Below are 23,045 nucleotides of genomic sequence, written 5' to 3'. Positions count from 1 at the left end.
AAGCTCACCGATACAGCGGCGTGGATTGTTTAGGAATGACAAGATCCCGCAATTGTTGTGCAGAAGCACCAAATCGCAAGAAAAAGCCTTGGTTGACGCCGATTGGTACCCAGTTCACCGATAGATACCAACAATGAATGCGCTTTGAGATGTCAATGATAGGGGAATTGAGCTGCCCTGTGATCAGATCGAAGGAGCCGACGACGTTCATGTCCAGGGATTGTGTGAGCGAAACCGATCCTCTGAAGCTGAGGTACAGCGATTGGGATACTACGTCCGGATTTGGTCGGGCATAGGAATAAACAAGCTGTAGACCAAGATCCCATGGCATGATCACAGGAGACCAACCCGGAGTGCGTTCTCCGAACAGGTCCACATCTTCGTCGCGGTAGTTCAATCGTCTGTCGAATCGCGACCGAAGATCTTCTCGAACACTGTCTTGGGCCGATGTATCAGCAACATTCGATCGTTGGTCAAAACTCACTCCCTGTGACGAAAACCGCGTTCCGAGCTGAATGCTCAGATTGGACAACCTGGCAAGCCCCTTACCAGCTTGAAGCATGGACGTACCCATGTCCTTCCACACCAAACGTCCGGTGGCAGGGTCCGGAACAAGGGCCTGATCATACACAGAGAACGCACCGTTGAGATTGAACTCTACGGCGTCCAGCATCGGGGTCCGAAGATTGAACGAGATCGGTGCCAACCTCAAAGAATCAGCCACCATGTTATAGGAGGTTGCAAAATTGAGCGTGAAGAGCTCAATGGCCTTATCAGCTGTATCTCCTTGTTTTACCTTGATCGCCACTCGATTGAGAAACGATCCAGTGAGAAGGAATTGCTGACGGGACGAGGCGAGTTGTCCTGCATCGCCGAACCGATTGTACCGGACGGTTTGGCCGGTGATCGGGCTAACATATTCACCGTAGAATCCCTTGGAGGGATCGGACTGATCAGGGATGTAGGCCAGTCCGATCGAGGGTTGGAAGGTATGTCGGATGGAGTTAATACCAAGGATCCGCGGATTGGCGAGGCCGTAGAGGAACGTGCTGGCATTGACGCCGAGGCCATAGGTGTACTCGCGGAAGAACCCCGACTCTCGAGTTTGGACGATCTCTGAGTCGAGCGGATTCACCGACTGCGTGTACCGTTGGAAGTACCAATTTTCGGAGTAGGAGATGGAGGGGGCGACGATGAAGTTGCCCAGTTTTGGAGTGACAGTGATCGATGGGCGGTGTTCCCACACAGATCGCTCGTTCACAACAAATGCGCCCGTATCTGTGGCGCGGTAGGAATTGTAGTTGTACCTGGCAGTGGATCGGTAGGAGAACTGAAGGTCACGTAACCAATGATCTCCGGAGATCAGTCCTTTAAGGGGCTGGATCTGAGGGATACCGAACGACACAACTGGTGTGTGGGTGATACTTCCCGTGATCATGTTTTGGTCGCGCGTATAGCCTGTATTGAAGGTCATTCCGTTGTAGAAGGTGCGTTGGTACGAGGCATTGCTTCGTGCATTCTGCCGAACACGATCGAGCGGATTGAGAGATGTGTTTTGGTAGAGTCGGTTCGATGTGAACAAGAGATCCAGAATGATACTCTCATTCGGACGAAGCTGCTGTTGGTGATTGAGTTCAACGCCGAGATTCAACGCATACGGATCGGTCACGTTGAACCGTGTGTATCCGAACGTGATCTTTGCTCTACCGGTCAGTTTGTCTCGCACGGCATAGTTGGTGCGATTATACAGCGTGAAACCGCCCTTGGTTGTCAGATCTGTGGTGAGCTCGGTATCGAAGTAGTCACTGACTGCGAAGTAGTATCCGAGATTTTGAAGGACAACACCGCGATCACTGGTGATCAACGGTGTTGGCATGATGATCCCTGATCTGCGACCGCGTTCCGTGCTGAAGAACATGCCAATAGGAAGTGCAAACACCGGAATATCTTCTACATACCAGATGATCGGATCGAGATAGATCTTGTCGTTCATCACAACCTTCATCTGCGGAGAGTTGAAGTAGAAGTGGGGATGCGGCGCATCACAGGTTGTGAAACATCCTTGTTCTACAAAGGCTGTGTTTTCATCCACACGTTTGATCTTGGATCCGTAGTAGTAGCCCCCTTCAATATTTGTCTCGCCGAACTGCACTCTACCACGTCGCGTAGAGAAATTGTACAGCATGGACCGTCCGGCATACTCCTCACCATTGTCGGAGAAGACAGGGAAGCCGGCTACCCTCCCGACACTATCTGTTGCCCCATCGGCCTGCATCGTGCTGGAACCAAAGTCCATGACGATCACTTCGGATTGCAGACGTTGCGTGCGATACTTCACATCCGCCGTTCCGCGAAGCCGGAGTTGCTTCTTTGCTACACTGAAGTGGGCAGTGTCCTTCGCTGAGAATACAACGATCGTGTCGATGCCCGATGAAGTTGTCTGTCCCTCCGCAGTGGTCACGCGCATGCTGTCAGGCGCTGTCTGCGGCGCCTGAGCACGAAGGAGAATGGCGGACGTCGCGAGGAGCACGACAACGAGGCGCAGAACCATCAGCGATAGGTCTTGCGAGTGAAGGATGCGGGGATCTGAACCTCAAATGAAGAGGTGATAGGTTCATTCGCCGTGACCTTTGTGAATCGGAACGTCACTGTTTGCTTCCGGTCGTCAAACGCAACATCCACGGAATGGGGGATGGCGTGACCGGAAACAAGACGTACATCACTAAAGGTGATGTTCATAACAAGTTGACCTTCTAGGCCCTTACGCTGATACTGCCTGAGGGTGCCGGTTGCCGTGTCAACAAGAGCGTATTCAACTCCATCAGTCCGTTTCGCAATGAAAAGGATCGAGGAGTCCTTGCGCCTGTCTCCTCGGACAAACCTTGAGAGGTCTCCGGAAAGTCTGCCCCGAACTAACATCTGAAGGTCGGTAACGGTCAGCGGAATAGGCATGGCTTGGGCAAGGGACGGTGAGGCCGGGTCACCGTCAAACACCTCACGCATGAAGTAGTTTACAACAACGAAGGAATCTGGTTGAGCATAGATCCGGGCAGCTGTGATACCGAATGGACCGCTGGTGGTCATCCGCATGGTGTCTTCTTCAACGAGAACCTCAAACGGGATCCCGCTCATGGACTGTTCGCCGGTAGTAGAAAGAGCCCCCTCGATCATAAGGGTGCGCACGTCTAGTCCCAATCCGGTTAGGACCGAGTCGGGCCGCTGTTCACTGCCGTAGACCGCGTGGGGAGTCACGCTGACGAGGGCAAGAATCAGTGGGAGAAGGGTGGACAACATCGTATGTTGCAAGGACATAGCCTACAAATATCCAACATCACGGGCGATCCTTCGTCACCGCGGAACCAACAGAAGCATACTTGTGTTCTTCTGTCCGATCCCAAAGGAGCCATGCATGATCTTCGTTACGCGCAAAGCAACCTTCTCAGCAGCACATCGGCTCTACAACCCAACGTTCTCCGACGAACGGAATCAGGGTGTATTTGACAAGTGCAATAATCCTCATGGCCATGGCCACAATTACACACTTGAGGTCACGGTCAAGGGGCTCCCTGACCCCCTCACAGGCTATGTGATCAATCTGAAGTTGCTCAAGGACATCATGGATGAGGCAGTGGTTGACAAAGTAGACCATAAGCACCTCAATTATGATGTGGACTTTCTGCGTGGCATTATCCCAACTGTAGAGAACCTCTGTGTTGTCTTCTGGCAGCAGCTCGAACACCGCCTGCCAAGCGGTGAGTTGCATATGATCCGGCTCTACGAGTCTGACTCGAATGTGGCCGACTATTTTGGCGCCCCGGTTTCGATCCCTCGATATGACCTCTCAGAAGTTCCTCTCGCAGACAGGATCTTGGTATGATGTCTATGGAAAAACCTCAGAGAACATCGCTTGTAGACCTCGACGATGAGGAACTTGAACGCCAACTACTACGCAAGGGGCACCTATACCCAACGGAAAGCACGGAAGGTCATCGTCTCTTTGATGCCAATGGGAACATGCCGATCAGCGATGAAGAGCGGCTCAAGATGATCGGTCAGGTCGAACAGAAGTTCGTAGAGATCTTCGATATCCTCCGCATCGACCGTAATGATCCCAACAGCACGGACACTCCGTTCCGGCTCTCTCGAATGTGGATCAATGAACTTCTTGCCGGACGCTATACACCCGCGCCAAAGATCACGGTCTTCCCGAACCGCAAGAATGTTGACGAGCTCGTGATCTCCAAGGGCATCAAGGTGATGAGTGTGTGTTCGCACCATTGGCAGCCGATATCGGGAACCTGTGCCATCGGATACGTTCCCCGTGATAAGGTCATCGGACTCTCGAAGTTCACGCGGATCGTAGAGTGGTTCTCCCGTCGTGGTCAGATCCAAGAGGAGCTTGGTGAACAGATCGCCGACTTCCTCGTGGAAATGCTCGATCCGATCGCACTCGGTGTAGTGATCTCCTCCAAACACTACTGCATGATCGCACGTGGTGTTGAAGCTCATGATTCCAGCGTGATGATCACATCCGTGATGCGTGGAGACCTGGCCACCAACCATGTTCTTCGAAATGAGTTCCTACAACTCATCGGTGAGCAGTAGGTTTGCGGTGTGATATCCACCCGCACTGAAGATCAATATTGGAAGAGAAACACCCTGGTCATCGGCGTTGACGAGGCGGGCAGAGGCGCACTTGCAGGCCCTGTGGCTGCCGCGGCCGTTGTTTTTGATCCTGATCGGATCCCGGCCGGACTCAATGATTCAAAGCTTCTCACCGCCGAACAACGCGCAACGTGCGCCGTTGAGATCCGTTCGTATGCCCGTGCTTGGTCCGTTGCACTGATCGACCAGCGTCGCATCGATGAGGTAAATATTCTTCAGGCCACCTTCGATGCCATGCACCAGGCAGTGAATGAGTGTGTAGGGGGCATTGGTCATGCCCAGCCCCTTCACTTGCTCATTGACGGAAATCGGTTCCGTGCTCATGAGATACCACATACGACCATCGTCCATGGTGATGCACTAGTTGCATCGATCGCAGCTGCGTCGATCCTAGCCAAAACCACTCGTGATGCTTGGATGATCGACATCGACAGGATCTACCCACAATACGGGTTTGCCCGACATAAGGGCTATGGCACGGCGGTGCATCGTGAGGTCATCTTGCAGTATGGAGCTTGTGATATCCATCGCGAGACATTCTTGAAGAAGCTACATGCGACGTCAACTCAGGGTGACATCTGATGGGAGATGTCCTCAAACTCGATACCCTCGATCTCCTTGTGATCCTGGGGAGTCTGGCTGCCGTCCTTGTTGCCGGGATTCGCGGTGCTCGCGGTACAAAGAATGGAGCACAGGCTGATTTCGTGCTTGCCGGCAGATCGCTAACGCTTCCGTTCTTCGTAGCATCTCTTGTTGCAACCTGGTACGGCGCAGTACTTGGGTCCGGTGAGTTCATCATGCGGTATGGCATCACCTTCATTCTGTGCTTTGGACTCCCGTATTACATCGTAGCCGTGTTTTATTCCCTTTGGCTGGCTCAACGCATCCGGGATTCAAAGGCCGTTTCCATCCCGGACCAGCTAGGCATGGCATATGGTCCAAAGGCCCGAACAGTTGCAGGGATCGTGATGCTCATCATCACCATACCGGCCTCGTATCAGCTCATGTTAGGGGTGATCGTCCAATCGATCACCGGATGGTCTCTGCTACTCTCGATCATCGTTGGGAGCATTGTGTCCCTGATCTATGTAGCCAAGGGTGGCCTGCGCAGTGATATCTACGCCAACGTGGTGCAGTTCATCATCATGTATGCCGGGTTTATTGCACTTGTGGTAGGGTGTATGTCTGTCTATGGATCTCCGGTCGAACTCTACCATTCGCTTCCCGAGCCCCATCTTTCCATCCCCGGAGTACTCGGTTGGACGCCGGTGGTTGGCTGGTTCCTTGTGGCCCTGCAGACCTTCATCGACCCAAATTTCCATGTCCGTGCGGCGGCGGCAAAGGACATTTCAACAGCAAAACGTGGAATCGTTGTGAGTGTTGGTTTGTGGATGGTGTTTGATGCGCTGCAGCTATTGGCCGGACTTTACGCTGTATCGCACATTCATGGTGTTGCTCCAACAGACACCTATGTAGCCCTTGCTCAAGCTGTTCTTCCATCGATGTGGAAGGGGCTTTTTGTTGCCGGAGTTATCGCAGCCGTGATGTCGACTCTCGACGGTTACGCACTTGTAAGTGCAACAACCATCGGACACGATCTCATCGATCCGTGGCGAGGAACAGCGCCGAGAGTCTCCTCCCTACGTATCGGACTCGTGATAACCAGTGTCGTGGGTCTCATTGCAGCTTGGTTCATTCCGAGCATCATCGATCTGATCTACAACGCCGCCTCGATCGTGGTGCCCGCGCTGTTATTGCCCCTTTTCATGAGTTTTTCCCGACGAGCAGAGAGATTTGCACACGTCATTGTCCCGATCATCGTCATTCCAGCCTTGGTAAGTGTAGCCGCATTCGCTCTTGACTTGGGCGAGCCAATGTTACTTGGTCTAGGCGCTTCCATTCTCCTCATTGCCTTTCGCAGCATTCATCGTGCGCCTACAACCATCTAGCGACAGATTCCTCACCGCATCGAATGCGATCTCTCTCCTGCGGCTCGTGCTGACCGGGCCGGTGGTCTATACGTTGTACTACGAGCAGTACTTGGCTGCCTTCCTTTTGTGCTGGTTCGGAGCGTTCACTGACTGGCTCGACGGATTTGTGGCGAGAAAGACCGGAACTGTTAGTGAATGGGGGAAGGTGATCGATCCCGTTGCCGATAAGGTGTTGGTTGGCGCTGTTGTTCTAATGATGTTGGTCAAGGGGCTCCTTCCTGTTTGGTTCGTAGTGGCCGTTGTAGCACGCGATCTCATCATTCTCGTAGCTGCTGTCTATGCAAGAAAACGAGTGAGTGTAGTGCTGCCATCGTTGATGAGTGGTAAACTTGCCGTCAGCGCCATCGCCTTGACAGGAGTTGTGGCAATGCTGGAAGGCGGACCTGTTGTGATTTGGCTCATCGGCCTGTCCTGTGGGCTTATGGCGCTATCTTTGTGGCATTACGGTAAGAGACTTCATGGGCTTCTTCGATAAGATCAAACAAAAGATCACCGGCGTCACTGAGGCGCTGACATTTGACCGGCTGAAGGAAGGGTTGACCAAGACCCGCGATTCCTTTGTCGGCAGGCTTCGTGCTGTCCTCTTCGCCGGACGAAAGATCGACGCCCAACTGTTATCCGAGATCGAGGAAATCTTGATCACGTCCGATGTTGGGGTGACCACAACAGACAAGATCATTGCTCGGCTTAAGGATCGCGTTCGTGCAGACAATCTCCAGGATGCAGAGCTGATATTGGACGTCCTCAAGGAAGAGATCGCCGGGCTTATCGCCCAATCTCCGTCCGCACAGGCAGATGCCACCTTTTCGATCGATGAGTCCAATAAGCCCCATGTTATCATGCTTATCGGCGTGAACGGGGTAGGGAAGACCACCACCATCGGGAAGATGGCCCATAACTATAAGAAGGCCGGGCGCAGCGTGTTGATCGGTGCTGCCGATACCTTCCGTGCGGCCGCAAACGAGCAGCTCGAGGTTTGGGCTACACGTGCCGGTGTTGATATCATTCAACAGAAACACGGCGCAGATCCGGCGGCCGTGGCATTCGATACATTGAATGCTGCTAAGGCCCGAGGCACGGACGTTGTGATCATCGACACGGCAGGTCGGCTTCATAACAAGCAGGGTCTGATGCAAGAGCTCGAAAAGATCGGGCGTGTGATGAAGAAGATCCAGCCGGATGCACCTCACGATATCTTCCTCGCTCTGGATGCAACAACAGGTCAGAATGCTCTTCAGCAAGCAAAAGAGTTCACCAAGGTTGCCCCCATCACCGGTATTGTGCTGACCAAGCTCGACGGTACGGCCAAGGGTGGGGCCGTGCTCGCGATCGCGGATGCAATGCAGATCCCTGTGCGGTACATCGGTGTAGGCGAGAGAATAGATGATCTTCAGGTCTTCGACGCTGCGACCTTTGTTGAGGCATTGTTCGAAGAGCGTTCATCTGTAGATGAGCAGCCGGCCTGATATGACACGCAAACGGTCACGCCGGTGGTTCTTCGTGACCCTTGTGGTACTAGCCTTGTTATACCTTGTCCTCATTGCTCGAGTTTTCCTCCTCGAGGCTGATATGTCGTTGGGACTTTCCCGAATAAGTGGTCCGGGTCTTCAAGGTCTGATCGTAGACAGATCCACCTATGTTCCGCCCAAGGACAGCGTCGTGCAACCGGGACAGCTTAGTATGCTCGTCGATGTGGTTGAAACTCTTGATTCGCTTCGAGATGATTCTGCTGACACGTTGGAAATGAGAACATCATTCGCAGACCTCCTTAATCGCTATACGATCTCCCTTAGCGAATACCGCTGGGTTCGAAGCGTCGTCAGCGGCGTTCGTGAGCAAGAAGTATCAAGAAAACGTCGTACCCGTGCTGATTCAACCAACACGCAACGGCTACGAATGTTCCTTCCTCGGCTCGAAGACCACGGAATGTTCTTCAGAGATACACTCGATCGTGAGGCCTTGGTACAGTGAGTGCCGATCTAATCGCCTCGCTCACCTATCTCCTAACAATGTTCTTAGGCATTGCCGCTCGTATCAGATCCAAGAAGTTCGGACACTGGCATCATGTTGCCTTTGCCGCCACGTGTCTTACTGGTGCGATCTCCGTGGTTATCCATCCCACGATGGCTCATATAATCCCTGCCACAGCATTGATGATCCTTCCATTCACACGTCCACGAACTTCACGAGTTCATGATGCGGTAGCTCTCCTTGGAGCCATAGGATGGGGGATGGTTGTATGGTAGGATCTGATGAGAAGAATCAACTCGTGAGCGGCACACTCGATTCTGAACTGAGCCTGCTTCTTTCGAGAGCTGTGTTTCGGAATGATCGTTCCGCCAAGGATCGAATAGAAGTATTGTTCTCGGATCACCCAGACCGGACAGTGAACCGCGAGGTCAAGGATCTTCTGGAGTGTTTTCTGCTGTTCAGCGCAAGACGGACACGTGAGTGTATCGACCGACTACTCACGATCATACGCGAAGATCAGAGACAGAAGAGCACTGACCTGTGGGTTGTGACGATGGTCTTGCTCATTCGAGCATTTCAACGTGATCGTCGCTTCAAAGAGGCAATGGCACTCCATGATGATTGGTCTCCTTGGTCTGAGAGTCTTTCATTGGAAGAGCAGGTTGCTCTCCATCGACACGTTGGAAACACGCTGAGTTTGATGCGAAGGATCTCTGAGTCGCAAGAGCATCTCTCAAAGGCGTATTCGCTCTCCGTCGATCTTCAGTCTGTTGAATACTCAGCCCTGATCTATGTCGATCTTGCCAACATCACGTCTGATGCCGGAGATACGGCAAAGGCGATCACGATGTATGAGTCATCTCTTCATGTCCTCGGAAAGTCGAAGGAAAATGCTGCGGACTGTATCATCATCCGTTTGAATCTTGCCTCTCTCTATCCAAGCGTCGGTAGGGATCAAGATGCATTGCGTGAGTACGACCTCTTGCTGGAGAAGCCAGAGGTAAAGCAACATCCAACTCTCTTGTATTCGGTGCAGCTCAACAGAGCGATTTCGTTAAAACGTCTTCGAAGACACGATGAGTCGCTTGAATCGTACCAGTCATTGCTTGAGATGACACGTGCCAATTCCAATGATGAGTTTCAGTTGCGGGCTCTTGTTGGGTTAGCCGATCTCTTGACGATACTAGGCACACAATCCGAGGCGCGTGAAATGTCGATGAAGGCCGTGGCTCTTGCTGAGACTTTGGGAGTGGAACCACTGAAATACCAGGCCATTGCAAACATTGCTGTGATCGAACACCAGGAGGGGAACACGGGCATTGCGATAGACCACATCCTAGCGTCATTCCAATGGATGACCGAGAATGGTGATCTTTCACATGCAATCGATTATGGACGAATTCTCGCTGAATTGTATACCGTTCAGGACCGGTATCAAGATGCATTTCACGTTCAGCGTTCGTGCTCGGAACTACACAGATCCATGTACGAGAAGGAGATCGAGCGGACGATCGAGTTGGCATCAGTGCGGTCACGGCTCGATCACGAGCGCAACGCAATACGATTTCGAGACGAAGAGCGCAACAAGATCCTCAATGCCGTCCTACCGCCACGTGTTGCGAGTAGGCTCATGGCTGGAGAAACGCATATAGCCGACAACATGAATGACGTTACAATCATGTTCGCCGACATTGTTGGCTTCACGAAGATGGCGTCATCGATGGAGCCGGAGCATCTTGTTATCCTCCTCGAAGATCTGTTCACGGAGATGGACAGGGTGTGCGCGATGTTTGGTTGTGAACGACTCAAAACGATCGGAGACTCCTTCATGGCGATCTGTGGAGCATCTGAATATCTACCGGACCATGTAGAGCGAATGTGCAAGGCCGCCCTCTATATCGTTAGTGGAAGGGCCACGATGCCCCTTGATCATTCACGATTGCGCATAGGGATCCATGCGGGACCTGTGGTGGCAGGAGTCATGAGTGGAGCACGGTTGTCGTACGATGTTTGGGGCTACACTGTGAATATCGCTTCGAGAATTGAGGAGAACTCGCAACCGGGGAGGATCCTCTGCTCAGAGTCTGTTGAACACGTATTGCGGAATGTGTCGGGGTTCACCTTTGAAAAACACAAGCCCCTCGACATCAAAGGCAAGGGGCTTCTTTCGACCTATTGGATTTCTTCTACTTCTTCGACGGAGGAAGAGCTGGATCGATCTCGGTTGTGATCACACGGACAGGCTGATCAGCGACACCGGTTGAAGGCGGCGATCCAATCGTCTTCGTCGAGACCCAGGCAGGTGTAAAGGACGTAAACGTCACCTGTGTACGCGTCTTGATAAAGCCGTTCGACACAGAGTCTGCAATCACCGTACCGGTAACGGTACGTGTCTTTAGACTGATCTTATTAGCGGCCTTTGTTGAATCGTTCATATAGGAAAAGGTCGAATCAACCGTACCCATATCACGATACGTAGTAAAGCTCAACATCGACGGTCCACCACCACCGATCGAGTCCTTCACAACGGCTACCGATTCAGTTCCTGGCGTCGATTCAGCTTTCTTGTCCTGACATCCAATGAGATGCACTAAAGCGAACACTGCAAATGCAGCAACTACAAAGACTCTCGTTTGCGAAACTCTCATGACCGTATTCCCTCAATTGTGGATAAATTCATCAACCCCGACTGAACATACGATAAAGAGCAGTTTATAGAGGTACTGGAAAATATGTCTTCCAACAATCTTCGTTCCACACTGCTATTTCTGGACCCGAAGAAGATCTCCGTCCTTCTGGACAGGTTTCGTAGTGGGGATGCAGACCTGCAAGTCCCACCTGTTCCTGCGCTGTGCCTAGCACTCGAGAGATACGTCGTCCATGATCTCGATGGGACGTTGGTTCTTCTGCAAAGCCTCTTTGACGAGCGTAGGCTTGGAAGGACCTCACCGTATAGTATCGCCACGGCTCTGCTACGTGCCCACGTGCTTTTGGACGCCGGTTCATTGGGTGAGGCCCTTACGGTTCTTGACGAGACGATGACATCACACCCTGAAGCAGATAGCGAAGAGTTGATCGCTCTGCATCAGAAGAGGGGATTCGTCTTCCTAGGACTTCAGCGTTTTTCTGACGCAATGAGTTCCTTTGAGATAGCTCATCAACTGGCATTGGAGGAGCAGGACGAGGTTATGGCGGCAAAGATCTATGCTAACATGGCCCACGCAAGTGTTGCAACTGGTGATGTGGTCCGTTCGATCACCATGTATGAACAGTGTTTGCTTACATTTTCAACGATGCCTGGGTCAGAGACAAGTCTCATCACAACACGGATCAATCTGGCATCGTTGTACCAAAACGTCGGCAGGAATGAAGAGGCATTAACGGTCTATGATCTTTTGGTCGAAGATCCTATCGTGCTCTCACGCCCGGCTCTCAACAGCGCAGTTCTCCTGAATCGATCGATCGCGCTCAAGCGACTTGAGCGGTTTTCTGAGTCGGCTTTAGCGTATTCAGCAGCACACGCATTCGCGGTGTCAACGTCGAACGTTGATGCACAGATCAGGTCGTTGATCGGCATTGCCGGACTCCAGAAAGTACTCGATGAACTCAGTTTGGCGCGCACAGCTGCACTCGAGGCGCTTTCCATTGTACAGTTGAATCCTGGACATCCACTCACTAACGAGGTGCAGGCCACACTGGCCGATATCGAATGGGCAGAAGGATCGAGATCCGAGGCTATTTCACGACTCCACACCGTGTTTGATGCTCTGATCGCGATCGAAGACCACCACATGGCGATCATCTACGCCAAGGACCTAGTTGATTGGTATGTCTCTGAAGAACGCTGGGAAGAGGCCTACCGGGTCCAGTCCGAGTGCGATCGTATACAGAAGATGGTCTACGAGAAGGAGGTTGAACGTACGATCGAACTCACGTCCTTCCGCTCCCGACTCGACAACGAACGCGAAACGATACGGCAGCGGGATGAAGAGAGAACGAAGATCCTGAACGCTGTGGTACCACAGCATATTGCCGACAGGCTTATGTCTGGAGAGACACGGATCGCTGACCGCATTACTGATGTGACGATCCTATTCGTAGACGTTGTGGGTTTCACCGAGATGGCCTCGACGCAGACTCCGGAGGTTCTTGTTCAATGGTTGGAGTCGCTGTTCACAAGCCTTGATGGTGTCTTTTCTCGATACGGCTGTGAACGAATCAAAACTATCGGTGACTCCTACATGGCCATCAGCGGTGCAACATCCCATAGCTCCGACCACACGGAGCATATGGTGCGAGCAGCGCTGGAGATCGTTTCTGGAAATGCTGACCTTCCCGTCGATGCTAGAAAGCTTCGCATCGGGATCAATTCTGGCCCGGTGATCGCCGGCGTAATGGGTGGTTCACGGCTTTCCTATGATGTATGGGGCGATACTGTGAACGTTGCCGCACGTATGGAAGAACATTCTCATCCAGGCAGAATTCTGTGCACCGCAGATGTTGCGCAGAAGCTTGCCATGCATCAGGAATTCTCACTAGAAAAAAGAGAGCCCCTTGACATACGAGGCAAGGGGCTTATGACAACGTATTGGGTGAATTCTAGTCGTTGATCAGGATCACAAGAACCGGCTGATCGGTGATCCCTTGTTTTGGAACGGAGATCGTTGATGGCTGGTAACCAGGCCATGGTGTGATCTTCACAGCCATGAGATCGGAACTCTGGAGGAGCGTATCTCCATGAATGCGCGAAAGGGGTGCAGATCCGGTGACCTTATACTTCATCAGATCCACATGTGCGCTGCTGTCCTTGGTGATTTGGAACGAGATCGTTCCTACTTGCTTCTTCGTTGAGAAGAGAGCGGCTTCATCCTGAGACTGCACGCCGAAAGATGCGAGGAGAATCACAGTACCGATGAGGATACTGCCTAAGAACAAACGTTGTACTCGACGTACCATGCCTTTACCTTTCTGTGTTCAGCGGATCACGCTGACATGAGTGTATCACCGGATCTGTGATCGTGTTCCGCCGAACATAAGGTTCTGGATGTTCTCACCCGCAAGAAAGTCATGCGGCCACCCCAAGACCACTGAACTCACCTCACGCAATCTCTGCATGTGATCTGCGGATAACACTACATCTAGGGAGCCTAGGTTGTCCAGCAACTGCTTTTCATTGCGTGCACCGATGATCGGGATCACGCCGGGTTGATGCTTCCGGAGAAATGCCAATGCAACTTGTGGCGAACTCACACCGAGTTCGGCTGCTACTTCAGCAACGACTGAGGCGATACGAAGATTTCGCTCGGAAAGGCGGAGGCTATCAGGCTTAAGCCGAACACCTTCTACGGACTTCGTCTGGAGGTACTTTCCCGATAAAACTCCGGCTCCGAGCGGGGACCACGGCGTAACAGTGAGTCCGAACGCTTGAGCCATTGGCAGCAGATCTCTCTCTGCGTCTCGGTTCACAAGTGAGTATTCGACTTGAAGTCCAACAAAGGGGCTCCAACCGCGCAGTTCAGCGATAGAATTACAACACGACACGATCCACGCAGGTGTGTCGCTGATCCCGATGTGGAGGACCTTGCCGCTGGAGACAAGGTATTCCAGACTCCTCATGAGTTCATCTGGCTGCATGGTATCATCCCAAGCATGAACCCAGTACAGATCGATATGATCGGTCTTCAATCGCTTTAGCGATTCATCCAGGGCCCTGACCATATTCTTGCGATGATTGCCGGCAAAGTTTGGGTCACCCATCCGCGTATACAGCGTGTATTTCGTTGCCACTACGAAATGATCTCTATCTGCAGAAAGGAAGTCACCCAGATAGGTCTCACTGGTACCCTCCGTGTATCGATTGGCCGTATCGATGAAGTTGCCACCGGCATTTGCATAGGCATCAAAGACCTTCTTCGAGGTTTCATAGTCGCTTCCGGTACCCCAATCATTGCCAAAGGTCATTGTTCCGAGACAGAGTTCAGAAACGCGCATTGCACTGCGACCAAATAGACGATAGTTCACGGGATGTTCCTCTGTGTGGTAGTTTATGCCGACCAAACTACGGATAGACACTTGGAGTTCAGATGCGTGTGATCTCATGGGCCATGGCGGCCGTCTTCATCGGATTCACAGTTGTGCAGTTCAACGACGCAGATGGCCTGATCTGGATAGCTGCGTATGGGGCTTGCGCCCTTCTCAGCGTGTTACGAGCCACTGGGAGAGTGCCGCGGATCGGAGCTACTGCCTGCGCTCTGGTCTATACCATCTGGGCAGTAGTGTTGTTCGGACAAACGAGCGGACGGTGGTGGGATGGTGAGATCGAGCGTGAAGTAGGGGGATTAGCGATCTCCGCGATCTGGTGTTTGGTCCTGGCAACACAAAAAAAGCGAAGCGAAATGTCACGTTTCTGATAGCTGACGGCACGAGGAAGTCAACACGACTCCTCAAGGACCGTCATGCGATCAGCATTTTTCTTCTTCCTCTTCGTCCCAGCCATTCTCACGGCACAGATCGCCGCAACGGTTGAGGTACGACTTTCACTCGGTGACGCGCAGACCCCGGATGGTCCACATGCGATCACTGTTCAGTGGTACGATGTGCCGTCAGGGGGCACATCACTCGCCCAAGAAGACCTCACGGTAGACCTCAGCAATGGCGAGGCAACGTTGATCCTTGGAACCACAAGCCCCTTACCGCTGAACGCGTTTGATAGGGGAGCTGTGTTCCTGGGCATCAGTGTGGATGGATCGCCGGAACGCTCTCCGCGCACTCCACTACTGCCCCAAGCATTTGCACGAGCCTCGGCATTCGCTGAAGTGGCTGAACGACTTTCGCCGAATGTGACCGGCATCGTTACCTCGATCAATGAGGTGGCGGGGAACGTGAAGCTTGTTGGTGGCGACGGTGTGAGGATCACACGGAACGGATCGATCATCATGGTGGAACGGGATTCAGCGATCGCAGAGCAAGGTGTGATCACTGGCACGGGAACCGAGTACACGTTCCGGATTCAGCCGAAAACAACACTTCGTTCTGAGCACGATGTCACGTTTCGAGTGTCTGCAGGCACTACAACAATACAGGCCGGTTGCACCATCGATACAACAACAAACACGATGGTCTTTGTGACCTCTGCACCACTTCTGAACACCGAACAGATACTGTGGGAGATCAGACGTTGATCACCACGTTTCACATTATCCAATTCATTGCAGGACGTAGTATGAACACGCACAAGACCTTGTCGACGATCATGATGTACATGATCATTCTCATCGGTACCCCGCTGCTTTATGGTCAGAGTCAGACCACCGGAACTCTGAATCTTCGAAACGGCCAACCGGCAACAGTTTCGCTCACACTTCCTTCTACCGGCGTCACAGGTTATACGATGTCGCTTCCACCGGTTGCAGGAGCCGCCGGACAGGCACTGACGATCCAGAATGTAACGGGATCAACCGCCACGTTGGAATGGACAAATGCGTCATTCTGGAAGCTCGACGGTACGTCGATCACCACCGGCGGTACGGGAGCCACTCAACAGTATCTCGGAACAAGCAATGCACAAGATCTTGTCCTTGCGGCAAATGGCACCGAGGCACTGCGATTGGTTGGTGTTGCTGGTCCAGGCCAAGGATTCATTGCTATTGGTACCACTACACCTCGCGCTCCGGTTGACATCGGGAAGAATGTACTGCTTTCAAACTCCGGTCTCCCTACAGAACTCCGCTTTGGAGAACCATCGGCCGGCGGTCTGAACTATACGGCCTTTCGTGCAACCACGCAGGCAGCAGACATTACCTATACCTTGCCTGACGCGCCTCCGCTATCTGATGGAATGGTGCTCACGAGCACAACCACCGGCACAATGTCATGGACAAGACCACTCCAGAATATCGTTCGAGGGATCTTCGTTCCCGTCGTTGGAAATTTTGTACATGTGATTCCAATGGGAACGAACATCACGAGCGGTTCGATCCCTGTTGTGACAATGATCAATCCACCCGGGACAACCATCGGTATCAGCATCACGGCCATCGATGATGTCAACGACACGATAACGGTAGAAACATCCGCGGCTCTGGGTACAGCCGACAAAATCGCTTGGTTGTTGGTTCACCCGTTCTGATCGATTCTGATGCTCTACCTCGCCACCATCGTACTGATCTCATGCAGCTTGCGACTGTCTGCACAGGGATTCAGTACAACCCGGCTGGAGTCAGTAGCAGCAATGCCGCTACTCATCGCACAACGCGCGCCGGCGGGACAACCGATTCGGTTTCTCGCCGGCGACAGCGGGTCGATCCGTGCATTGGAGATCGATGCTGCCGCCACTACATGGATTCGTGGACCGTTGAGTTTAGGAAACCTCGTTGGTGCCGCATCAAATGAACGTATGCGTATCGGTGCGCTTGACCCAACAGGTGGGATGGGACTTGTGATCTCACTGCTAGGTACGTCAGCAAGTACGGGGCTCCTTGTATCAGACATCGGAGCGAGTGGTACGGAGAATGCGGCCGTTGTCTTGCAAAGCACATCAAATGGAACCGGAACGGGGATCCGCATCGGCGGACCACTTGGATCAACGAGACCAACGCTCTCAACCGGAATAGACATCACAGGTGGCACCGGTCTGCGTTACAATGCTCTCTCTACAGGAAACGGAACGGCATTGGAGATCGGGGGAACAACACCGCCTCGACGTGGCATTGAGGTGGTCGCATCCGGTACGGCGCACATTGGTGTTCTGGCGTCGGCGAATACCAATGGCGCAGGCGTGATCGGGCTCTCGCAATCATCATCGTACACGAATATTCCGCCAACCGAACGTGTTGGCGTACGAGGTCACGCTGCAACAAATTCCACCATCTCCGCAGACACCATCATTGGCGCGATGGGAAGTTCGGTACGAGGTGGAACAGGCGGAACACTGACCACAAGCGTTGGCGTACTGGCACGATCCGACGCATCCGGAACGTCACATGCAGGTACATCGATCGGCATCATCGGAACAGCCACGGCCTATGCACCGGGGAGAGCTGTTGCTATCGGCGGGTTTTTTGTGACCGATGAGAAAGATCTCTCGATCGTTGCGTTGGGTGGTGACGTCTATCTCGGAAGCAGCGATGATGCTCGCCCCCTACAACTCACGAGGTCAACTGCGAGCGGTTACAACGGTCAAACGCGCACCTATGTCTACGACCTCCATGCCAGCGGTCACGTCGAGGCCAACTCAATGGCAATCACTGGTGCAGAAGAACTCGCTCCCGGGCCAGGAGTAGTGAACAACCATCCAACAAGCGGATCGACCGTTGTGCGGATCGCTGCTGATGCCACAGTGACCGAGCTAACCGGTTGTGCAGGGGGCAGGCCCGGACGGATCATGGTCATCATAGCAACAGCCGGAGTACTTCGACTAACGAACGAGGGGGCAGGCTCTCTTCCTGAGAACAGATTCAGACTGCAGGGGGCGAATGATCTGCTCCTCCCACAAGATGCGTCGGCCATACTCTGGTACGACGAGGAGATCCAGCGATGGCGAACACTATCATACTGATCCTTGTTACGCTCCTGTCTACGTTGAATTGCACGTCACAGATGATGTGGACGGGATATCAACAACGTTCTTCAGCTGTCATTGAACTGGATCAGTGCCGTCGAACAATGGTTGTGCTTGACGCGTCGATCTTTCATCGCGGCGACAAGATCCTCCTACACCAAACAACGAGTAACGACAATCGATTCGTTGGGCTCTGCGAATACAGCGTGGTGGATACCGTCATCGGCTCAGTTGTCTACCTGGAAACCTCTCGTGTGCATACCTATGATGCGCGGAGTGGACTGCAAGCAGTGCGGATTCTCACGGCAAAAACGGCAATGATCACTGACACGCTTCGCACGATGCCGTGGAACGGAATGTGGGGAGGCGTCATTGCACTCGAATGCAAGGACACGTTGATCGTAGATGGAGTTGTGAATGCGGATGCCTGCGGTGGCAGGGGCGGACGTGTTGGCATCAATACGCTCGACACCGCAGCGTTGATGGACACTATCGACATCAACGATAACCGGTGTTCCGGAGAAGGGCCCGGAGCCGCCCGAGGTGGATGGGCACGAAATGCAGGTGGTGGCGGCGGTGCTCTTGCGGGTGCAGGCGGAAGGGGAGGCGACCAAACATCTGCCTATGGACAACTTCCTCGTGGTGGTAGCGGTGGCACGTCTGTTGAAGATACCAGCAGCGCTACACGGATCTTCATTGGCAGCGGCGGTGGAAGCGGGCATCAGAATGACTTTCATGGAACACGAGGGGGTCACGGTGGTGGCATCATTCTCATCTCCGCTCCCATCCTCATTCTCGGACAGAGATCGTCATTCACCGCACAAGGCGGTCTAGCACAGAATGCCTACGAAGATGGCGCAGGAGGTGGCGGGAGCGGCGGAACCATCATTCTCAACGTAGACTCTGCCGTGGGACGTTCCTCTGTGATCGTGAGCGGTGGCAACGGCGGAAGCACTAGCGGCGTGCTCTTTCATTACGGTCCGGGTGGCGGTGGAGGGGGCGGCGTATCTGCTTTTCGCAGTCGCCGTGTTGCAACCTCATTTACAGAATCCGTCATCGGTGGAGCAGGCGGCACATCTACGTGTGACGTACTATCCGAGAGGATCGCATTCGGTGCACAAGCCGGGGTAGACGGAGCTTCAACATCAGCACGCTCCATACCCACGGGCAGACGACGAACACAGCGCGTTGCAATGCAAGCACGAGACACGCTCGTTACCGAAGGCACCTCAACGATCATAACAGCAACAGGCGGTGTCAGCTATCGTTGGATTGACAACGTTGACTCCGTCTCATCAAACGGCAACAGCGCGCAGACACGACCGATCTACCAGCCAACGTGGTGTACGGTAGAGATAACCACCGAAGACGGATGTATCGTTGTGGACTCGATCTTGATCTCTCCTCGCGTGTCAGCATTGCCGAAGTTGATCGTTCAAGCTGATAATGCGCATGGGGCTCCCGGAGACACCGTTGATCTCTACATTCGGATCAGAGCGGAACCCATAAACCAACGAACAGTGAATGGCATCGTGCATGTATCAATGAGAGCCACCACGTTGATCCCCATCCGCAGATCGAGACGTATCAACGATACCGTGATCTCGATGGAGTTTCCGTTCACGTTGAATGCGCGGGCGGGAACAACCTACAGAAGGTCAAGCGCCAGAGTTGCCCTGGGCGATTCTTCGCAGATCATTCTTCGGATCGATAGCGTCCAGCTCGATACTACAACACGCGATCTCGTTCTCGAACACGGACGATTCACGCTTGATGGTTTATGCGATGAGCAGGGAAGAGTGCGTCTTCTTGGTCCATTCGAACCACAATACTCCGTGCGCGGACGTCAGATCTTCGCTGAAGTCGATGAGTTGATCCTGACCGATCTGCTCGGCAAAACAATTCCGCACGATGGCGTGCGAACAGGGAGTCAACTCAGTACGTCCGTTCCTGAAGACGTGCACGGACTCATCTATCTCACGTTGATCAAGAATGGTAGGCGACGAACAATGGGGATCATGATCGAATGATCACTTCATGGTGTTCTTTAAGTACAGAGCCACAACGCCCCCAGACATCCATCGATCCTGCACAGTGTTCGGGATCCTACCTGGACCCATTGAGACATTACCAAGAAGGACATCAAGGTCTCCATCTCCGTCAGCATCGGCGATATCTGAGGCGAGCCACCGTCCATCGGCGGCATGAGCCACCCTCCATGTATTCATATTCGCCCTACCAACATTGAAATCGAAACGAATGAGATCTACATCTGAACGATCAAGTCGTGGGAAAAATGAGAACGAGAGCATATCCTGGGTTCCATCGCTATCAAAGTCGCGGACAAAGGCACCGTAGGCACCGTCGAGATGTTGGAACGATCGTTGGGTGTACACACCGTTCTTATCAGAGCCGTAGATGTAGACTCCGTGATAGGGCTTGAAGGGTGGGTCTTCGTAATCGCCGTTGTCTCCCGTTGTGATGATGATCTCCAGTTTCCCGTCATCATCCACGTCGTAGAAGGAGAACGACGATGATCCATAACACGGCGGGAAGGTGATCAATTCACGGGCTGTGTAACGCCCCTTGCCGTTGTTGATATATGCCACAAGACCTTCTCGTGCCTGTGCCATGAGAACAACGATATCAAGTCGTTTGTCGCCATTCACATCACGCAGCTCTGCTCGAATTGCTCCGGGTTGTGCTACCAATTCATGGTACTTGGAACGCCCCTTCGCATCGATCTCATACCAACCGAAACGTCCGATGAGATTTCCGTATTCGCAAACGAGATAGTCCTTGCGAGAATCACCGTTCAGATCAGCAACCGTGACGCTTGTGGGGCGACGCAATGAGTCGAGGATCACCGTAGACGTGGGCACATCCTTAACCCACGTGATCTTCACGAGACGGCCGATGGCGGAATCATGCGGAAGCAGCTTGCCCATATCTGTGACGTACCAAGCGTCCGGCTGAACGTCGACACTTGAAGGCGGACCATTGAGTGATACACTGGCAACGGAATCACCATTCATGTTCAGGACATTCAGGGCATTTCCAAAGCCATCACCAATGATCATTCGTCGACGTTGTGCGTCGAACCGAACCACGGTTGTCATTGGCACGTCGATCGTCTTCCGAAGAGGCATCGATTGGAATTGCGATGTCACACCCTTCACATGGATCAACGGTGGAGAGGGAAGGACAGCCGGAGCATTGTCGATATACCACTGCGCAACACTGAACCACTCATCCTCCGTCATCGCCGGAAAGGTCGGATAGAATGCCTGTAGATCATGCGGCAGTTTATCACGCTGAGGGATCTGATCCATCCCCAGGTATTGACGCATCACCGGAAAGACCTTGGCAACCCACGTCGACTTATCGAGATGTTCAGGAAGGGGCTTCAGGTGACACGATACACAATACTTATCGGCCAATTCCGCACCGTTATCGGAACGAGACCTCGTGATGGCAAGCCCTCCGGCAACGGAGGCCATGATCACAACGATCGCAACGATAATCTTCACACTCAGGCCAGACCACAACGGGCGAAGATCTGATCCACGTTCTTCAGCATGCGAGCATCATCGAAAATGGCATCCAGCTCTTCAGCTGAGAAGAACGACATGATCTCCTGATCGGCTCCTAGTGTCTCGCGGAGTGGAGTCTTGGTCTGCCACGTCTGCATGGCATTTCGCTGCACCATCTTGTACGCGTCTTCTCGCGTGACATCCTTGCGAACAAGTGCCAACATCACACTCTGCGAGAATGGCAGGCCGTGCGTGAGTGCAAGGTTGCGCTTCATTGCTTCTGGGTAGACAAGCAACTTATCGATGAGACCGGTCGCTAAATGAAGCATGTAGTCGAGAGCGATCGTTGAATCCGGACAGATCACGCGTTCTACTGAACTGTGGGAGATGTCTCTCTCATGCCAAAGTGCATTGTTCTCAATGGCGGCCATGGCATTACCACGTAGAATGCGGGCCATTCCGCAGATGCGCTCACTAAGAATAGGGTTGCGCTTGTGTGGCATCGCCGACGAGCCCTTTTGTCCGGGCGAGAAGTACTCTTCCGCCTCCAGCACTTCCGTGCGCTGAAGGTGTCGTACCTCGGTGGCCACCTTTTCTAGGAAGGCGCCAATGATGGCAAGAGTGGTCAAGAACTCCGCATGACGGTCACGTTGGATCACCTGTGTACTGACCGGTGCAGGTTTGAGTCCAAGCTTTGAGCAGACGTAGACCTCTACATCCGGTGAGAGGTGTTCAAACGTCCCAACAGCACCGGAGATCATCCCAACGCTGATGGACTCAATGGCGCGTTCCATCCGGGTGATACTGCGCTTACACTCTTCATACCAAAGTGCGAGTTTCAATCCAAAGGTTGTTGGCTCTGCATGGATGCCGTGTGAGCGACCGATACAGACCGTGTATTTAAACTCGGTTGCTCGTCGAGCCAGAATGTCGCGAAGCGTGATGAGATCGGCAAGGATCAATTCACCGGCCTGCTTGAGTTGAACACCGAGACAGGTGTCGAGAACGTCGCTCGACGTCATCCCCATATGAATGAATCGCGATGCAGGTCCGACATATTCCGCCACATTGGTCGTGAAGGCGATCACGTCGTGCTTCGTCACCTCTTCGATCTCAAGGATACGTTCAACGTTGAATGCTGCCTTGGCACGGATCTCTGCAACTGCATCCTTGGGTATCACGCCGAGCTCAGCCTGAGCTTCGCAGGCAAGGACTTCGATCTCAAGCCAGATAGCGTATTTGTTCTCATCGGACCAAATGGCCCCCATGTCGGGTCGAGTATACCGTTGGATCATTGTTTCGAGGCGTTGTTGGGGAAAGGCGAAA

At 53.1% G+C, this 23,045-nt stretch carries 22 protein-coding genes; 15 read left to right on the top strand and 7 right to left on the bottom strand.

Annotated elements, in window-relative coordinates; genetic code table 11:
- Positions 1 to 4: 4 nt before the first annotated feature.
- Both IPI29_07365 and IPI29_07360 read right to left on the bottom strand, forming a co-directional pair.
- Positions 5 to 2,551: a hypothetical protein gene (locus tag IPI29_07365; GenBank protein ID MBK7412356.1), complete on the bottom strand. Its 2,547-nt coding sequence runs from the start codon at positions 2,549 to 2,551 to the stop codon at positions 5 to 7.
- Positions 2,551 to 3,312, bottom strand: a complete 762-nt coding sequence (locus IPI29_07360; GenBank protein MBK7412355.1) for a DUF4292 domain-containing protein — start codon at positions 3,310 to 3,312, stop codon at positions 2,551 to 2,553. Before IPI29_07360 ends, IPI29_07365 begins: the two co-directional genes overlap by 1 nt.
- Positions 3,313 to 3,409: 97 nt before the next feature.
- Between IPI29_07360 and IPI29_07355 the strand changes: the two genes are divergently transcribed.
- The 9 genes from IPI29_07355 to IPI29_07315 are packed head-to-tail and all read left to right on the top strand — an operon-like array spanning position 3,410 to position 10,857.
- Complete coding sequence (locus tag IPI29_07355) at positions 3,410 to 3,877, top strand: 6-carboxytetrahydropterin synthase (protein MBK7412354.1); 468 nt, start codon at positions 3,410 to 3,412, stop codon at positions 3,875 to 3,877.
- A gap of 5 nt (positions 3,878 to 3,882) precedes the next feature.
- The gene (locus IPI29_07350; protein ID MBK7412353.1) at positions 3,883 to 4,605 is read left to right on the top strand and encodes a GTP cyclohydrolase I; all 723 of its coding nucleotides are present in this window, start codon (positions 3,883 to 3,885) and stop codon (positions 4,603 to 4,605) included.
- Positions 4,606 to 4,617: 12 nt separating this feature from the next.
- Positions 4,618 to 5,247 carry a ribonuclease HII gene (locus IPI29_07345; protein MBK7412352.1) on the top strand — a complete coding sequence of 210 codons (630 nt, stop codon included), beginning with the start codon at positions 4,618 to 4,620 and terminating at the stop codon, positions 5,245 to 5,247.
- Positions 5,247 to 6,614 carry a sodium:solute symporter family protein gene (locus IPI29_07340; protein ID MBK7412351.1) on the top strand — a complete coding sequence of 456 codons (1,368 nt, stop codon included), beginning with the start codon at positions 5,247 to 5,249 and terminating at the stop codon, positions 6,612 to 6,614. The genes IPI29_07345 and IPI29_07340 overlap by 1 nt, the downstream gene beginning before the upstream one ends.
- Positions 6,595 to 7,131, top strand: coding sequence for a CDP-alcohol phosphatidyltransferase family protein (locus IPI29_07335; GenBank protein ID MBK7412350.1), 537 nt, complete (start codon positions 6,595 to 6,597; stop codon positions 7,129 to 7,131). The genes IPI29_07340 and IPI29_07335 overlap by 20 nt, the downstream gene beginning before the upstream one ends.
- Positions 7,115 to 8,122 (top strand): signal recognition particle-docking protein FtsY, encoded by a 1,008-nt coding sequence (gene ftsY / locus IPI29_07330; protein ID MBK7412349.1) that lies wholly within the window; start codon positions 7,115 to 7,117, stop codon positions 8,120 to 8,122. Before IPI29_07335 ends, ftsY begins: the two co-directional genes overlap by 17 nt.
- Before the next feature lies 1 nt (position 8,123).
- Positions 8,124 to 8,627 carry a hypothetical protein gene (locus tag IPI29_07325; GenBank protein MBK7412348.1) on the top strand — a complete coding sequence of 168 codons (504 nt, stop codon included), beginning with the start codon at positions 8,124 to 8,126 and terminating at the stop codon, positions 8,625 to 8,627.
- Positions 8,624 to 8,902, top strand: coding sequence for a hypothetical protein (locus tag IPI29_07320; GenBank protein ID MBK7412347.1), 279 nt, complete (start codon positions 8,624 to 8,626; stop codon positions 8,900 to 8,902). The genes IPI29_07325 and IPI29_07320 overlap by 4 nt, the downstream gene beginning before the upstream one ends.
- On the top strand, positions 8,896 to 10,857 hold the full coding sequence (locus tag IPI29_07315) for a tetratricopeptide repeat protein (GenBank protein MBK7412346.1): 1,962 nt from the start codon (positions 8,896 to 8,898) through the stop codon (positions 10,855 to 10,857). The genes IPI29_07320 and IPI29_07315 overlap by 7 nt, the downstream gene beginning before the upstream one ends.
- On the opposite strand, the gene IPI29_07310 is transcribed toward IPI29_07315, so the two are convergent.
- A complete protein-coding gene (locus IPI29_07310; protein MBK7412345.1) occupies positions 10,814 to 11,275 on the bottom strand; it encodes a hypothetical protein in 462 nt (153 codons plus the stop codon). The two genes, IPI29_07315 and IPI29_07310, sit on opposite strands and share 44 nt — an antisense overlap.
- An 84-nt stretch (positions 11,276 to 11,359) precedes the next feature.
- Between IPI29_07310 and IPI29_07305 the strand changes: the two genes are divergently transcribed.
- On the top strand, positions 11,360 to 13,237 hold the full coding sequence (locus tag IPI29_07305; protein MBK7412344.1) for a hypothetical protein: 1,878 nt from the start codon (positions 11,360 to 11,362) through the stop codon (positions 13,235 to 13,237).
- Here IPI29_07305 and IPI29_07300 read toward each other — a convergent pair.
- Together IPI29_07300 and IPI29_07295 are read right to left on the bottom strand one after the other, a co-directional pair.
- Positions 13,227 to 13,583 (bottom strand): hypothetical protein, encoded by a 357-nt coding sequence (locus IPI29_07300; GenBank protein ID MBK7412343.1) that lies wholly within the window; start codon positions 13,581 to 13,583, stop codon positions 13,227 to 13,229. The two genes, IPI29_07305 and IPI29_07300, sit on opposite strands and share 11 nt — an antisense overlap.
- A 45-nt stretch (positions 13,584 to 13,628) precedes the next feature.
- Complete coding sequence (locus IPI29_07295; GenBank protein MBK7412342.1) at positions 13,629 to 14,648, bottom strand: aldo/keto reductase; 1,020 nt, start codon at positions 14,646 to 14,648, stop codon at positions 13,629 to 13,631.
- A 62-nt stretch (positions 14,649 to 14,710) separates the two neighbouring features.
- Between IPI29_07295 and IPI29_07290 the strand changes: the two genes are divergently transcribed.
- The 5 genes from IPI29_07290 to IPI29_07270 are packed head-to-tail and all read left to right on the top strand — an operon-like array spanning position 14,711 to position 20,216.
- A complete protein-coding gene (locus IPI29_07290; protein ID MBK7412341.1) occupies positions 14,711 to 15,037 on the top strand; it encodes a transmembrane 220 family protein in 327 nt (108 codons plus the stop codon).
- A 45-nt stretch (positions 15,038 to 15,082) separates the two neighbouring features.
- Positions 15,083 to 15,808, top strand: a complete 726-nt coding sequence (locus tag IPI29_07285; protein MBK7412340.1) for a hypothetical protein — start codon at positions 15,083 to 15,085, stop codon at positions 15,806 to 15,808.
- 41 nt (positions 15,809 to 15,849) lie between these two features.
- Positions 15,850 to 16,755: a hypothetical protein gene (locus IPI29_07280; protein ID MBK7412339.1), complete on the top strand. Its 906-nt coding sequence runs from the start codon at positions 15,850 to 15,852 to the stop codon at positions 16,753 to 16,755.
- A gap of 9 nt (positions 16,756 to 16,764) precedes the next feature.
- A complete protein-coding gene (locus IPI29_07275; protein ID MBK7412338.1) occupies positions 16,765 to 18,183 on the top strand; it encodes a hypothetical protein in 1,419 nt (472 codons plus the stop codon).
- Positions 18,162 to 20,216 carry a hypothetical protein gene (locus IPI29_07270; protein ID MBK7412337.1) on the top strand — a complete coding sequence of 685 codons (2,055 nt, stop codon included), beginning with the start codon at positions 18,162 to 18,164 and terminating at the stop codon, positions 20,214 to 20,216. The genes IPI29_07275 and IPI29_07270 overlap by 22 nt, the downstream gene beginning before the upstream one ends.
- Here the strand turns inward: IPI29_07270 and IPI29_07265 are convergent, their stop codons facing one another.
- Positions 20,217 to 21,716: a VCBS repeat-containing protein gene (locus tag IPI29_07265; GenBank protein ID MBK7412336.1), complete on the bottom strand. Its 1,500-nt coding sequence runs from the start codon at positions 21,714 to 21,716 to the stop codon at positions 20,217 to 20,219.
- 2 nt (positions 21,717 to 21,718) lie between these two features.
- Positions 21,719 to 23,014: an adenylosuccinate lyase gene (locus IPI29_07260; protein ID MBK7412335.1), complete on the bottom strand. Its 1,296-nt coding sequence runs from the start codon at positions 23,012 to 23,014 to the stop codon at positions 21,719 to 21,721.
- Positions 23,015 to 23,045 lie beyond the last annotated feature (31 nt).

Source organism: Ignavibacteria bacterium (assembly GCA_016707005.1).
Taxonomy (GTDB): domain Bacteria; phylum Bacteroidota; class Ignavibacteria; order Kapaibacteriales; family Kapaibacteriaceae; genus UBA10438.
The sequence above is the reverse complement of the archived record's forward strand: the minus strand, read 5'-3'. Positions and strand labels throughout refer to the sequence as shown.

Excerpts from the sequence above, each read along its gene's own strand:
- IPI29_07355 (MBK7412354.1), top strand. The coding sequence starts at position 3,410 with ATGATCTTCGTTACGCGCAAAGCAACCTTCTCAGCAGCACATCGGCTC.
- IPI29_07300 (MBK7412343.1), bottom strand. The coding sequence starts at position 13,583 with ATGGTACGTCGAGTACAACGTTTGTTCTTAGGCAGTATCCTCATCGGT.
- IPI29_07275 (MBK7412338.1), top strand. The coding sequence starts at position 16,765 with ATGCTCTACCTCGCCACCATCGTACTGATCTCATGCAGCTTGCGACTG.
- IPI29_07325 (MBK7412348.1), top strand. The coding sequence starts at position 8,124 with ATGACACGCAAACGGTCACGCCGGTGGTTCTTCGTGACCCTTGTGGTA.
- IPI29_07365 (MBK7412356.1), bottom strand. The coding sequence starts at position 2,551 with ATGGTTCTGCGCCTCGTTGTCGTGCTCCTCGCGACGTCCGCCATTCTC.
- IPI29_07340 (MBK7412351.1), top strand. The coding sequence starts at position 5,247 with ATGGGAGATGTCCTCAAACTCGATACCCTCGATCTCCTTGTGATCCTG.
- ftsY (MBK7412349.1), top strand. The coding sequence starts at position 7,115 with ATGGGCTTCTTCGATAAGATCAAACAAAAGATCACCGGCGTCACTGAG.
- IPI29_07305 (MBK7412344.1), top strand. The coding sequence starts at position 11,360 with ATGTCTTCCAACAATCTTCGTTCCACACTGCTATTTCTGGACCCGAAG.
- IPI29_07290 (MBK7412341.1), top strand. The coding sequence starts at position 14,711 with ATGCGTGTGATCTCATGGGCCATGGCGGCCGTCTTCATCGGATTCACA.
- IPI29_07360 (MBK7412355.1), bottom strand. The coding sequence starts at position 3,312 with ATGTCCTTGCAACATACGATGTTGTCCACCCTTCTCCCACTGATTCTT.
- IPI29_07260 (MBK7412335.1), bottom strand. The coding sequence starts at position 23,014 with ATGATCCAACGGTATACTCGACCCGACATGGGGGCCATTTGGTCCGAT.
- IPI29_07350 (MBK7412353.1), top strand. The coding sequence starts at position 3,883 with ATGGAAAAACCTCAGAGAACATCGCTTGTAGACCTCGACGATGAGGAA.
- IPI29_07280 (MBK7412339.1), top strand. The coding sequence starts at position 15,850 with ATGAACACGCACAAGACCTTGTCGACGATCATGATGTACATGATCATT.
- IPI29_07285 (MBK7412340.1), top strand. The coding sequence starts at position 15,083 with ATGCGATCAGCATTTTTCTTCTTCCTCTTCGTCCCAGCCATTCTCACG.
- IPI29_07270 (MBK7412337.1), top strand. The coding sequence starts at position 18,162 with ATGGCGAACACTATCATACTGATCCTTGTTACGCTCCTGTCTACGTTG.
- IPI29_07310 (MBK7412345.1), bottom strand. The coding sequence starts at position 11,275 with ATGAGAGTTTCGCAAACGAGAGTCTTTGTAGTTGCTGCATTTGCAGTG.
- IPI29_07315 (MBK7412346.1), top strand. The coding sequence starts at position 8,896 with ATGGTAGGATCTGATGAGAAGAATCAACTCGTGAGCGGCACACTCGAT.